The sequence below is a fragment of the Acinetobacter sp. ANC 4910 genome (assembly GCF_004331035.1).
In the GTDB taxonomy this organism is placed as follows: Bacteria; Pseudomonadota; Gammaproteobacteria; order Pseudomonadales; family Moraxellaceae; genus Acinetobacter.
Genome location: NZ_SJNT01000003.1, coordinates 76,582 through 90,347 on the forward strand (window position 1 = coordinate 76,582; position 13,766 = coordinate 90,347).

Genomic DNA, 13,766 nt, shown 5'->3' on the forward strand with positions numbered 1-13,766 from the left:
TTATGTTTCCGCAGTATAATTAAAAATAACATATAAAGATAATTGTTTTACATATAAGTGGCTTACAAGTGACCACCATCACACTATTATGCATTTAATTGTCAGTTTATGACCCAAAATATCAAATTAAAATAGACCTTGTGACATAAAAAAACCAGCCGAAGCTGGTTTTTTTATGTTTAAAATTAACTTAGTTTCAATTTATCAAACAGCAAATGCCCATGATCCGATTTAACTAAAATGGTATCTCCAGCTTGAAACTCTCCAGCCAGAATTTTCTGAGCCAATGGATTTTCAATCTGTTGCTGAATGGCACGTTTCAATGGGCGCGCACCATAGATTGGATCAAAACCTGCATCGATCAATAGGTCGAATGCTGTGTCTTCCACAGTTAAACTCAAGTCACGTTCAGCTAAACGGCTGCGTAAACGATCTAATTGAATATCCGCAATACCGCGAATCTGTGTTTTCTTCAATGAATGGAAAATCACGACTTCATCAATACGGTTAATAAACTCTGGACGGAAGTGTTGAGATACTGCACTCATCACCACTGCTCGCACTTCATCATCCGCAGCTCCCTCACCCAATTCACGTACATCTTGTGAACCAAGGTTAGAGGTCATCACAATCACCGTATTCTTAAAGTCGACCACGCGACCTTGTGAATCCGTAAGACGACCATCATCCAATACCTGTAGCAATATATTGAATACATCTGGATGTGCTTTCTCAACTTCATCGAACAGCACCACGCTATACGGTTTACGGCGTACAGCTTCAGTCAATACACCACCTTCTTCGTAGCCAACATAACCCGGAGGAGCACCAACTAAACGGCTGACCGAGTGTTTCTCCATGAATTCACTCATATCAATACGAATCATGGCATCATCATTATCAAATAAGAAGTTTGCCAATGCTTTGGTAAGTTCAGTTTTACCAACACCTGTTGGTCCAAGGAACAAGAACGAACCACTTGGACGATTTGGATCAGACAAACCTGCTCGCGAACGACGTACTGCATTTGACACCGCTACAACTGCTTCATTTTGCCCAACTACACGGTTATGTAAAAACTCTTCCATTTGTAGGAGTTTTTCACGTTCGCCCTGTAGCATTTTAGCGACTGGAATACCTGTTGCTGCACTTACCACTTCAGCAATTTCATTATCCGTAACTTTGTTACGTAGTAGTTTTGGTGCTTCGTTCTCTTCAGCAACCTCAATACGCTCTAATTGCTTCTGTAGCTCAGGAATCACACCATACTGCAAACGACCAGCCTCAGCCAAATCACCTTCACGCTGCGCCTTTTCTAAAGCAATACGCGCCTGATCCAACTTGATTTGAATATCTTTGTTGCCTTCCACCAAAGCTTTATCAGCACGCCAGATTTCTTCAAGGTCGTTATATTCTTTCTCTACTGTTGTAATCTGCTCTTCAAGATGTTTAATCTCACCTTTCGTACCTGCATCCTCATCTTTCTTCACGGCTTCAAGCTGCATTTTCAACTGAATGAGACGACGGTCGAGTTTATCCAACGCTTCAGGCTTAGAGTCCAACTCCATTTTAATGCGAGATGCCGCCTCATCAATCAGGTCAATCGCTTTATCTGGCAATTGACGGTCTGTGATATAACGATGCGACATTTTTGCAGCAGCAATAATGGCAGAGTCCAAAATCTGCACACCGTGATGCGTTGCATATTTCTCTTTTAAACCACGTAAAATTGCAATGGTGTCTTCTACGCTAGGTTCATCCACCAAAACTTTTTGGAAACGACGTTCTAGCGCAGCATCTTTTTCAATGTATTGGCGATATTCATCTAGTGTAGTCGCACCAACACAGCGTAATTCACCACGTGCCAAAGCAGGTTTCAACATATTCCCTGCATCCATTGCCCCATCACCTTTCCCTGCCCCTACAAGGGTATGCAGCTCGTCAATAAATAGGATAATGTCACCTTCGTGTTTGGCTAAATCTTTAAGAACGGCTTTTAAACGTTCCTCAAATTCACCACGATATTTTGCACCCGCAAGTAACGAGCCTAAATCTAAAGACAAGACACGTTTGCCTTTCAAGCTTTCAGGCACTTCACCATTGACGATACGCTGTGCTAAACCTTCAACAATGGCTGTTTTACCTACCCCCGGTTCACCAATCAGTACAGGGTTGTTTTTAGTACGACGAGACAACACCTGAATCGTGCGTCGTATTTCATCATCGCGCCCAATAACAGGGTCAAGTTTGCCTGCTAAGGCACGCTCAGTCAGGTCTATAGTGTATTTATTCAGTGAATCACGTTGATCTTCATGATTATTACTCATGACCTTTTCATCCCCTCGAATTTTATTAACCACTTTACGCAAGCTATCAGTGGTTACACCTGCACTATTTAATAAAGACTTGGTTGCACCGACTTCAGCAAGACTAAGCAATACCCAATCTGTAGAAAGAAACTCATCTCCAGCTTTTTGAGCGTAACTATCTGCCAAATTCAGTGCTTTAACTGCTTCTGGGCTAAGGTTAATCTCACCTGTCGGGTTTGCTAGCGTAGGTGCATCTTTCAGTGCTTGCTGCAATTTGCTTTGCAATTCACGTAAATTTGCACCTGCCTGTTGCAAAAGACTGGCATTCGAAGCTTCTTCCAATAAAGTCGATAGCACATGAATCCCGTCAATTGAGGTATGATCTTTCCCCATTGCCAAGGATTGAGCATCAGAAAGGGCTTGCTGTAGACGGTTTGTAAATTTTTCAAAACGCATTCTTGTTATTCCTCACAACAAATTTTTAACTTGTAAGATATATGGGAACTTATTTTTAGATTTCAAATTAATTTTCACATATTTTTCAATATCTTAAATTAAAAAATATAATAGAACTTAGTTATAATATTGGTCTTACTATTTTTATTTTCAAGAGTGTTGATGTAATTTTTCTCTATCCAAGAGATCCACTCGCTAAAAACCAAATTCTAAGGTTGTTTTATTACCATCCTCAGATATGAACTAGCATATTTTAAACCAAAAAAAAGCTGATGAATCACCAGCTTTTCCACGCTTATACCGCTTCTATAATTTCAAAATCGTGGGTAATTTCAACACCACCATCCGACAGCATTTTACTCGCTGAACAGTACTTTTCTGCAGAGAGTTCTACCGCCTTCGCAACCTGTTTTTCCTTCACTGCTTTACCTGTTACCACGAAATGAAGGTGGATTTTAGTAAACACTGCTGGAATGCTATCGGCACGTTCTGCCTTAAGCTGACATACAACATTTGTCACATCTTGACGAGATTTTTTCAATATTGTCACAATATCGAAGGAAGCACACCCACCAAGTCCCATTAATATAAGCTCCATGGGACGTGGTCCACGGTTTTCACCACCATACTCTGGGGATCCATCCATCACCACACTATGGCCACTTTCTGATTTCGCTTCAAAAGCAACATTCTCTAGCCAATGTACACTTGTTTGCATTGCAACTACCTAAAAAAAGCTATAAATTTACCGTGTGCCTGTACACTAACATAATTTGAGTTGATAAGGAATTTCACCTCTTCAGTGTGACAAGTTCATTTTAGGTCTTGTGCGATCTATTATTTATCCATTTTCGGAAACCAAAAGCATGACTTCAAATTTTTCACAGCTAAGCACTGATGCGCTATCGCCAGGTCAATTACCTGAATCAGTCAAGGCATTATTAAAACGAGCATATATAAACCGTTATCCTAAACGTACAACTATTGTTGATGCAGGGATGGAATCAAAATCACTTTATTTGATTTTAAAAGGGTCAGTATCTATTATTTTACGTGAAGATGATGAACGTGAAATTGTAGTTGCATATTTGAATCCGGGAGACTTCTTTGGGGAAATGGGGCTCTTCGAATCAAATCCACAGCGTACTGCAGAAGTGCGTACACGTGATGTTTGTGAAATTGCTGAAATTACCTATGAAAACTTCCACGAGTTAAGTAAACAATACCCAGACTTGAGCTATGCAGTATTTGCTCAGTTGGTTCGTCGTTTAAAAAACACAACACGTAAAGTAACCGACCTTGCATTCATTGATGTTTCTGGTCGTATTGCACGCTGCCTGATTGACTTGTCAGGACAACCAGAAGCCATGATTTTACCAAATGGCCGCCAAATCCGTATTACACGTCAAGAAATTGGTCGTATTGTCGGTTGCTCACGCGAAATGGTTGGTCGCGTACTCAAAACCCTCGAAGATCAGGGCATGATTCAAACTGATGGTAAAGCCATTCTTATTTTTGACGTCTCTTTAGAACAGTCAAACACTGATGACGACTACGAAGATGATGAAGAGTAAATCTTCCGATTGTCTAAAAAAAAGCAAATCAAATGATTTGCTTTTTTTATGCTAACTAATTCAATTTTTTCACAAAACAATATACAAGTATTCATTAACAAACTCGCATGTTTACGATAGCCTGAAGAAATTGTTCAGCCCTTATTCAGGATAGTCTTTATGCAATTCAAACCTTTAGGCGATAGTAGTATTCTTGTTCCAGAAATTTGCTTGGGCACCATGACTTTTGGTGAACAAAACACACAGCAAGAAGCCTTTCTACAGCTGAATTATGCTTTAGAGCATGGACTAAACTTCTGGGATACAGCAGAAATGTATCCTGTCCCGCCAAAACCTGAAACGCAAGGTCGTACGGAAACCATTATTGGGAATTGGATTGCACAACATGGTGCTCGTGACCAATTATTGATTGCCTCTAAAATTGCAGGCCCCTCACAAGGTGGAAGCCATATTCGTGATGGACAAACTCGTTTTACTGCGAATGAAATTGCTTCTGCCTTGGACGACTCACTCAAACGCTTACAAACAGACTATATTGATCTGTATCAACTCCACTGGCCGCAGCGTAACACCAATTTCTTTGGCAAACTGGGCTATGGTAATGCTGAAGCCTTAGACGAAAAACCTATCACTGCACTTGCCGATACATTACTCGCACTAGCTGATGAAGTTAAAAAAGGGCGCATTCGCCACATTGGACTATCCAATGAAACCCCATGGGGAACCATGAAATTTTTGCATCTTGCCGAGCAACTAGGTCTCGAAAAAATCGTCAGTGTGCAAAACCCATATAATTTACTAAATCGTAGTTATGAAATTGGGATGGCTGAAATTGCAAAATATGAAGGCGTCGGATTACTCGCTTATTCCCCACTCGCATTTGGTTATCTGACTGGGAAATTCCGTCACGGTGCCAGCCCGGCCAATGCTCGTATTACCTTATTTTCACGCTTTAGCCGTTATAGCAATCCAGAATGCGAATGGGCAACAGAACAGTATGCACTTCTTGCAGAACAACATGGTCTAAGTTTGACACAAATGGCACTCGCTTTTATTAAACAACAGTTCTTTGTGACCAGCACCATTATTGGAGCAACCAATCTAGATCAACTCAAAGAAAATATCGCTGCCTTTGAACTCGATCTATCTCCTGAAGTGATTCAAGGTATAGAAGCCATTCATCGCCAACAACCTAATCCAGCCCCCTAAGTAACAAAAACACGACTTTATTTGCTTGGGATGATAAATCTTTAGCCTACTTCTTTACGATATAGCTAAGTTCCAATCTTATAATTCGGATTGATCTACCACAAATGATCATCGCATTTTAAAACAGTGACTCCAAAATCAAAAAAGGATGCCGAAGCATCCTTTTTTCACACGAATTAAACGATTAACGCTTGTTATATACTGCTTGTGCTACAGGTAGGTTTTTACGCATTGCTTCAATACGCTGACTGTTTGAAGGGTGAGTCGACAAGAAAGCCGAACCGCCCGCGCCATCAAGCTTATTCATTTTTTCCCAAAGCGTAATTGCTGCTTGTGGGTTATAGCCTGCTTTCGCCATGAGCATCAGTCCACCTTGGTCAGCACGACTTTCTAGGCTACGTGAGTAAGGCAAGCCCACGCCCACTTGTGTACCTAACTGTGCGGCCGCAGCACCCAATTGACCAACATTTTCACCGGCATAACCCAAACCAATATTCAGTGCCAAATCAGTTAACGCTTGGGCACCAATTTTGTTTTTCGCATGCTCTTCCAAGGCATGAATCATTTCATGCCCCATCACTGCCGCAATTTCAGCATCAGTCAGGTTAAGTTTATTCACAATACCTGTGTAGAACACCACCTTTCCACCAGGGGCAACATAGGCATTAACTTGGTCAGATTTTAATACTGCAAGTTGCCAATCGAATTTAGTCCCTGTTTGGTTCATTTGATCAGCATAAGGTTTCAAACGCGTGAATACTGCATAAATTCGTTTATACGTCGAAGAAGAGGCATCTAGCGTATTGTTACCGCGAGCTTCCTGCACAGTTTTATTAAAGCCCTGAGTTGCAGCAACATTTAAAGATGCTGTATCTGCACCTGCCATGTCAGCAACTGTTGTACAACCAGAAAGTGTGACAGCTCCTGCCACACACAAACTTAACATCAGTTTGTTCTTCATTCTTTTAATCTCCACCATTCTTGGATCACGTCAATATATGTGCATTATAAGCAATCAATGTGGAGCTTTGAATGAATAACAACTTCATAAACATAGTATTTATGTAATTAACTTAATGCATAAACTGGTAACTTAACCAATAAATTAAACACACAACATTCAACACCATATAAACCTGCCCTACAGGTTTAATTTTTTCTGCTAATTTCTCATTATGACGTTTAAACCATAAATAGGCATTTTGAATCAAAACAATGGGCACCAAAACACAAGCAATAATCACAGACAATCCAATTAAAGCATTATAAATTACATTTGGATCCGTGGTTTGCCCTTCAATAATCATCATCGCAATAGTAGGCGCACCGCCCATAGCAAAAATTAAAGAATATAAAATGGTATTTGAAATATTTTTGTGCATCCTGCCTAAATCCAGATTTACTGTTAAGTTATTGTATCAAGGCTATTTTGAAAAATCCTGCAAGCAAATGCAACTTTAGTCTGGATTTTAAAGCCCTACAATTTTGCATTTCATTCGCATAATAAAAAGCCCCGCATCTGCGAGGCTTTTTAACATAAACTATCGATTAAGCATCAAACGGGTGACGCAATACAATAGTTTCTGCACGATCTGGACCCGTTGAAATAATATCAATTGGACACTCAATTAACTGCTCAATACGCTTGATGTAGTTAATTGCATTTTGTGGAAGCTGTTCTACAGTGGTCGCACCAACTGTTGATTCAGTCCAACCCGGCATAGTTTCATAGATTGGTTTTAGGTTTTCATATGCAAGCGCATCTGAAGAACCCACACAACCTGAATCTGTGTTTTCATAACCTACACAGATTTTCACTTCTTCTAAACCGTCTAATACGTCAAGTTTAGTTAAGCAAATACCAGAAAGTGAGTTTACATCTACCGAACGACGCAAAATTTCTGCATCAAACCAACCACAACGGCGTTGACGACCTGTTGATGCACCAAACTCGTGACCCACAGTGCCTAAGTGACGGCCAATTGCATCACCAGTATCTGCCGCAGCATCGTAGTGCAATTCAGTTGGGAATGGACCAGCACCTACACGCGTTGTGTACGCTTTAGTGATACCCAATACATAGTCTAAATGCAATGGACCCAAACCTGAACCAGAGCTTACGCCACCAGCTGTCGTGTTTGAAGAAGTCACAAATGGATAAGTACCATGATCAACGTCAAGTAGTGAACCTTGAGCGCCTTCAAACATAATGTTGTCACCGTTTTTACGGTAGTTGTGTAATTCTGTAGTTACATCAACCACTAACGGAGCAACAACTTCGCGCCATTGATCGCATAGTGCAATTACATCTTCCAATTTAACTGCTTCAACACCGTAGTATTGAGTTAATTGGAAGTTATGGTAATCCAATACTTCAGCCAATTGTGCTTTTAATGCTTCACCGCCACGTACCAAGTCCGCAACACGTACTGCACGACGCGCAACTTTGTCTTCATACGCTGGACCAATACCACGACCCGTTGTACCAATTTTTGCATTACCACGCTTTTTCTCACGTGCTTGGTCAAGTGCAATATGGTTTGGAAGAATTAATGGACAGTTTGGAGAAATACGCAAACGCTCTTTAACAGGTACGCCTTGCTCTTCAAGAATGGTCATCTCTTTGATTAAAGCTTCTGGTGAAAGCACAACACCATTACCAATTAAGCACAATACGTTTTCACGTAAAATACCTGATGGAATGAGGTGTAATACAGTTTTCTTACCACCAACCACGAGAGTATGACCTGCGTTATGTCCGCCTTGATAACGAACTACCGCAGCCGCTTGATCTGTGAGCAGGTCGACGATTTTACCTTTACCTTCGTCGCCCCATTGGGTACCAAGTACCACAACATTCTTGCCCATAATAGCCTCATTACATCATGCTGTTAAAATTAAAACTCCAAGTAGTGACATGAACACTACTCGCAGTGGTTAAATTGGTTTAACTTGCCACTCACCAGCAACATCAACCAGTTGATGTGTTGCATTTGGAATAGAGTTTAAATCATCATTACCCAATAACTGAATTACACTTAAGCCTTGTGCTCTCACAGATGCAATCGCTTGTTGTAAATCAGCGTTCATACCTTTAGGTGCGACAACTACAGAAATTGCGTTAAACTGCCCTGCACTGAGTGCATATAAGTCACAACTAAAACCTGTTGCAGGTCGTGCACGACCAAAATGTTCACCAATACCGTCATAACGACCACCCTGTGCCAAAGAGGCAGCTCGGTTTGGCGCATACACGGCATACATTAAACCTGTGTGGTAATGGTATGAACGTAACTCTACAACATCAACGCCAATCAATAAGTTTGGCCAACGCGCCTGAATTGCCGACTGTGTGGTTTTTAATTCATCCAAAGCATGTTTGAATGCTGTGTCTGCTAAAATTTCTGCACTCAGGTTGGATTGTAATGTCTCAAGATCACTTGCATAGCGACCTAATGCATAAAAGTCTGCACCGAAGTTTAAATCTTGGGTAAATTCCGCCAACTCAGGCAATGCTTTACGTTGATAAAGGTCAGACAGTTCATGCTCAGTGTTTTTGTTTAAACCCGCACGCTTAACTAAGCTACGGAATAAACCCACATGCCCTAAATCCAGATGGATACCATCTACCAAGCCTGCTTTATTAAGCAGACCCAGCATTACATCGACCATTTCAACATCAGCATCAATGCTGTCTGAACCAAACAACTCTGCACCTAATTGCAACGGTGCACGTGTGGTATTAAAGCCTTGCGGCTTAGTATGCAAAACAGTGCCTGCATAGCAATAACGCGCCACACCTTCTACGGGATGAACGTGTGCATCTATACGCGCCACCTGTGGCGTCATATCCGCACGCACCCCAAGTAAACGTCCTGATAATTGGTCGATTACTTTAAAAGTTGCAAGGTCTAAATCGTGATTTGATTCGGATAAAGAAGAAAGAGATTCTATGTATTCAATAAACGGCGTGTACACCAATTGATAACCTCGAGAAGCAAGGAAATCCAAGGCGCTACGGCGCAAGTTTTCAATTACTTGCGCTTGCTCTGGTAATACATCAGCTACACCATCAGGTAATAACCATGTCTCTGAAATGGGCATGTTGTAAACCTAAATTCTTGTCAGCGCGGAAGTAATCCGCATAAAAAAATCGGGAGCACACCCGATTTCTCCTAGTTTAGCACGATAGTTCACACCATGCACTGAGATTTTTACATTTAATAGCATTACTCTGCACAATCTCATTCTGACCGAATAATGCACTAAGTTAACGTTTATTATCAACAAATTAAGTCATGATCAGCGCCATTACCTTTACAACGGTAGTTCGGTCGTCTGTTTAACACTCTGGAGTGGAATTTCAGTTTTTACGTTCTGAATGCCCGTGATTTTATTTAAACGCTGAATTTGAAATTTACGATAGGCATCTAAATCAGACACCACAATTCTTAAAAAGAAGTCACAGTCACCCGCCATCAATTGGCATTCTACTATTTCAGGAATTTCTCGGACTGAATCAATAAAATGATTGACTGTTTTCGCATCTTGCCCTTTCAGCCAAATTCGTGCAAATACGGTCAAACCCAAATTGACTTTTTGTGGATTAATCAAAGCCACATACTTTTCAATAATGCCAGCATCTTCTAGTTGTTTGACCCTACGCAAACAGGGTGAAGCTGAAAGCCCCACTCGCTGTGCAAGCTCATTATTCGCCAACTTTCCATCTTGCTGCAACGTTTGTAAGATTCTTCTATCAATTTTATCCATATTCACGCTCTTGGCATTAAACACTCTTTATTTTAATTTTAGAGCAATTTTATGCTCAATTCTTCATAAATACCGCTTAATTTAGCGTCAAATATCACAACAATATTTTTAAAATGGCTAGCTACTTTGTGAGGTTTCTTCCATGTCCACTTTAAAAAGCAGCTCATCATATTCCTTGGGCTTGAACAGTCAGGAGCAAGCTGAATTTTTTCGTGGCATTAAAACAACACTACCGATGCTGCTTGGTTTTGTTCCTTTGGCATTGGTACTTGGCACTCAAGCCTCTCAAAAGGGTTTTTCCATTGTAGAAGTATCACTCTTAACGGGTTTAAATTTTGCGGGTGGGTCTGAGTTTGCCATTCTAGAAATGTGGACCAATCCTCCACAATTCCTGCTGCTGATGTTCATTACCTTTTTAATCAATAGCCGCCATTTGCTTATGGGGGCAAGCCTCGTTCCTTATTTAAAACATTTACCTGACCGTCAAGTTTACCCTGCTCTCTTTTTCCTTTGTGATGAAAGCTGGGCCTTGGGATTATCCAATGCACAAAAAAGGATTCATCAGGTTGGGCTAAGGCATGCTTTTAATATGCCTTACTATGCAGGGGTATGTTTAGCGTTATATTTGATGTGGGTATCAGTCACGACCTTAGGTGCTGTACTTGGTCCAGTCTTGGGGGATATTCATCCATATGGTTTTGATATGGCATTCCCAGCCATCATTTTGGTGCTACTACGTGGAATGTGGACTGGATTTTCTGCTGCACGACCATGGTTAGTGAGTTTAGTGGTCGCTGCAATTTCTTATTTATATTTGCCCGCAGGTTGGCACGTACCTTTAGGTGCAATCAGTGGTGTTGCATCTGCCTTTTTCTTGATAGGAGAAGACGAATGATTCATGGCAGCACTTTGATTGCGATTCTCTTCGTCGCCTTAACCACTTATTTAACCCGTTTATTGGGCTATGTTTTATTAAAAAATAAAACCTTGTCAGCTAAACACAAAAAGATTTTAGAAGTTGTACCAGGTTGTGTCCTGATTTCAGTCATTGCGCCTTATTTTGTCAAAGATAATCCAGCCGACTTAATTGCAATCGCAATTACTTTATTAGCAGCATCTCGACTACCGCTACTTTCAACTGTCATTATCAGTATGTTAAGCGCAGCATTATTACGCCAAATTTTAATTTAAAATTTGGCGTAATTCGCTCAGAATGGGCGGTCTGTTTGTCCGACTGACTTGCTTAACAAACTGACCAGTTCAGCATTTTGCAATTCCAACTGATGCGTTCTTTTTACAGTTTTATCAATTGCTTCTTGTTGAACATGCATTTTCTTGGCAAGGTCTTGCATAATTTCCAGCGTTTTCTTTAAGTTTTCTTCAAGGTGTACCACTTTCTGCTCCAGATGTTGCTGATACTCTGTATCCTCTGTGCTCTCACCTTGCTGTTTAAATTGAAACCACACCAGAAAAATAACTGCAACTGCCAATAGCAGGATAAACCCCCAGATTAACATCATCATATGTTTCTCATTGTCATTATGTCTTTCTTTTATAATATGCCAAGATGACTCTAATTTTTATAAAAAATAAAAGATAAACCCGATATTTTTCAATCGTTCACTCATCATGCCTATTATTTATATCAACCGAAGCAACCAAAGCCAAGCGAATGATATTTTGATACATGTTTTCTATTTCAGAAATACACATCAAACGATATATTCAATTCGCTAACAATTATTCAACTTTAGAAAAAACTGTTCATTTGGATCATCACTATGGAATTACATAGCAATCTTTACTATCACCATCCTGATAACACCATCATGGATCGACTTGATCATTTATTCCAACAACATCAAGACAACCCCGTGACTTTTGTGCAATTAGCTAGTGCGATCAATGCTGAATATGGTGCCGAACTTGCTCAAGAGCTCATCGATCAAGTGGATCAAATTGAGTACGATCTTGCACCAGAAACAGTCTATCGACTTGCAGGATTTAGTATTCTGCACTTTGTCCACGGTTCGGAGGGCGATGACATTATGGAAGCCATCCTGTTTTTCTTAAAAGCCTTAGTCCCTGCATTACATGTACAAGCATGGGGTTGTGGTGATGATGACCCGTGGGAGTTCTGGTTTAAATTTGAAGGTGATGAGCTCGTTCGTGAGGATGATGAACCATTTAATGATCCAGATGAAGATCTCAACATCAAAGCCGAAATCTACACTTGGTGGCATCAAGATATGCCTAAAGAAATTCAAGAAGGCTTTTTGAACGAGACTGAAGAAGAATAACAGTTCAAGCACCTTATTTGCAGAACCAAATAAGGTGCTTGATTACTTATACAAAAGATTCACACAAATCCAGTAAGCGGTTGGCATAGCCCCACTCATTATCATACCAAGCAAATACTTTCGCCTGATGTCCCACCACCATAGTCTGACTTAAGTCCACAATCAGTGAATAAGGTGAATGATTAAAATCACTAGACACCAAAGCTTCATCGGTCACTTGCATAATTTCAGCATAGTCACTTTCTGCTGCACCAATCAATACTTCATTCAGTCTGTGTACGGTAACTGGGGATTGCGACACAAAGGTCAAATCAATTGCAGCAACATTAATGGTTGGAACACGAATGGAATAACCATCAATACGGTTTTCCATTTTCGGCATCACTTGCTTTAATGCTCCTAATGCCGAAGATGTCGTGGGAATAATATTTTGCCCAGATGCACGGGCACGACGTAAATCTCGATGTGCATGATCTAAAACCGATTGATCGGCGGTCACCGCATGAATTTCAGTCATTAATGCCGTTTGAATCCCAAAAGCATCATCAATAATTTTGACTAATGGCACCAGTGCTTGCGTGGTACAAGACACACTGGAAATAATTTGATCTGAAGCTTTCACTTCATGATGATTTACACCATAAACGATCGCCGCATCGACCGTGTCAAAAGGCGCAGCGCCAATAATCACGCGCTTTGCACCTGCCTGAATATGACGAGTAGCCGCTTCACGTGAACGGAATAAGCCCGTACATTCCAATACCACATCAATATTTAACTGTTGCCAAGGCAAATGGGCAGGTTCAGCCTCACACAAAACTTGAACTTTTAGACTGGTAAGTCCTGCATGAATATGCAAATAGATTTGCTCATTTTCATGCTCAAGTTCAACTTTGCCTTTGAAACGACCATGTGTCGTGTCGTACTTAAACAAATGCATTAAGGTTTCAACATCGGCAATATCATTAATTGCCACAATCTCAAAATGGAAATCTTTAGGATTTTCGAACCATGCCCGCAAAACATTACGACCAATTCGACCAAATCCATTAATCGCCACCTTTTGCATGACTTTTCCTTTGTATGAAACCTTAATTTAAGCTGCCTTATGTTAATTGATTTTGCACTTTAGCCAAGATATTTTCTTG

At 40.6% G+C, this 13,766-nt stretch carries 14 protein-coding genes; 5 read left to right on the forward strand and 9 right to left on the reverse strand.

The annotated features are described in order from the left end of the window. Positions 1-185: 185 nt before the first annotated feature. Complete coding sequence (clpB, locus tag E0H82_RS03565; RefSeq protein WP_131263097.1) at positions 186-2,765, reverse strand: ATP-dependent chaperone ClpB; 2,580 nt, start codon at positions 2,763-2,765, stop codon at positions 186-188. Positions 2,766-3,060: 295 nt separating this feature from the next. Next, positions 3,061-3,483 (reverse strand): OsmC family protein, encoded by a 423-nt coding sequence (locus E0H82_RS03570; RefSeq protein WP_116763217.1) that lies wholly within the window; start codon positions 3,481-3,483, stop codon positions 3,061-3,063. A gap of 148 nt (positions 3,484-3,631) precedes the next feature. Here E0H82_RS03570 and crp point away from each other — a divergent pair, with 148 nt between their 5' ends. Next, on the forward strand, positions 3,632-4,339 hold the full coding sequence (gene crp / locus E0H82_RS03575; protein WP_116763219.1) for a cAMP-activated global transcriptional regulator CRP: 708 nt from the start codon (positions 3,632-3,634) through the stop codon (positions 4,337-4,339). Between the two features lie 159 nt (positions 4,340-4,498). Next, positions 4,499-5,548: an NADP(H)-dependent aldo-keto reductase gene (locus tag E0H82_RS03580; RefSeq protein WP_131263099.1), complete on the forward strand. Its 1,050-nt coding sequence runs from the start codon at positions 4,499-4,501 to the stop codon at positions 5,546-5,548. 184 nt (positions 5,549-5,732) lie between these two features. Here the strand turns inward: E0H82_RS03580 and E0H82_RS03585 are convergent, their stop codons facing one another. The 5 genes from E0H82_RS03585 to E0H82_RS03605 all read right to left on the reverse strand — a co-directional run bounded on the left by E0H82_RS03585 (position 5,733) and on the right by E0H82_RS03605 (position 10,318). Continuing rightward, a complete protein-coding gene (locus E0H82_RS03585) occupies positions 5,733-6,509 on the reverse strand; it encodes a M48 family metallopeptidase (RefSeq protein ID WP_131263101.1) in 777 nt (258 codons plus the stop codon). Positions 6,510-6,621: 112 nt separating this feature from the next. Then, positions 6,622-6,930 carry a hypothetical protein gene (locus E0H82_RS03590; RefSeq protein ID WP_131263102.1) on the reverse strand — a complete coding sequence of 103 codons (309 nt, stop codon included), beginning with the start codon at positions 6,928-6,930 and terminating at the stop codon, positions 6,622-6,624. 166 nt (positions 6,931-7,096) lie between these two features. Further along, positions 7,097-8,416 carry an adenylosuccinate synthase gene (locus E0H82_RS03595; RefSeq protein ID WP_131263104.1) on the reverse strand — a complete coding sequence of 440 codons (1,320 nt, stop codon included), beginning with the start codon at positions 8,414-8,416 and terminating at the stop codon, positions 7,097-7,099. Positions 8,417-8,485: 69 nt separating this feature from the next. Beyond that, complete coding sequence (locus E0H82_RS03600) at positions 8,486-9,652, reverse strand: ATP phosphoribosyltransferase regulatory subunit (protein ID WP_131263106.1); 1,167 nt, start codon at positions 9,650-9,652, stop codon at positions 8,486-8,488. A 213-nt stretch (positions 9,653-9,865) separates the two neighbouring features. Beyond that, complete coding sequence (locus tag E0H82_RS03605) at positions 9,866-10,318, reverse strand: Lrp/AsnC family transcriptional regulator (RefSeq protein WP_131263108.1); 453 nt, start codon at positions 10,316-10,318, stop codon at positions 9,866-9,868. Between the two features lie 142 nt (positions 10,319-10,460). On the opposite strand from E0H82_RS03605, the gene E0H82_RS03610 reads away from it, so the two are divergent. Next, the gene (locus E0H82_RS03610; protein ID WP_131263110.1) at positions 10,461-11,213 is read left to right on the forward strand and encodes an AzlC family ABC transporter permease; all 753 of its coding nucleotides are present in this window, start codon (positions 10,461-10,463) and stop codon (positions 11,211-11,213) included. After that, positions 11,210-11,509, forward strand: a complete 300-nt coding sequence (locus E0H82_RS03615) for an AzlD family protein (protein ID WP_116763231.1) — start codon at positions 11,210-11,212, stop codon at positions 11,507-11,509. Before E0H82_RS03610 ends, E0H82_RS03615 begins: the two co-directional genes overlap by 4 nt. A gap of 17 nt (positions 11,510-11,526) precedes the next feature. On the opposite strand, the gene E0H82_RS03620 is transcribed toward E0H82_RS03615, so the two are convergent. After that, complete coding sequence (locus E0H82_RS03620) at positions 11,527-11,838, reverse strand: hypothetical protein (protein WP_131263580.1); 312 nt, start codon at positions 11,836-11,838, stop codon at positions 11,527-11,529. A 261-nt stretch (positions 11,839-12,099) separates the two neighbouring features. Here E0H82_RS03620 and E0H82_RS03625 point away from each other — a divergent pair, with 261 nt between their 5' ends. After that, positions 12,100-12,618 (forward strand): hypothetical protein, encoded by a 519-nt coding sequence (locus tag E0H82_RS03625; RefSeq protein ID WP_131263112.1) that lies wholly within the window; start codon positions 12,100-12,102, stop codon positions 12,616-12,618. A gap of 46 nt (positions 12,619-12,664) precedes the next feature. Here the strand turns inward: E0H82_RS03625 and E0H82_RS03630 are convergent, their stop codons facing one another. Then, positions 12,665-13,687 carry a type I glyceraldehyde-3-phosphate dehydrogenase gene (locus tag E0H82_RS03630; RefSeq protein WP_131263114.1) on the reverse strand — a complete coding sequence of 341 codons (1,023 nt, stop codon included), beginning with the start codon at positions 13,685-13,687 and terminating at the stop codon, positions 12,665-12,667. Positions 13,688-13,766: the final 79 nt, after the last annotated feature.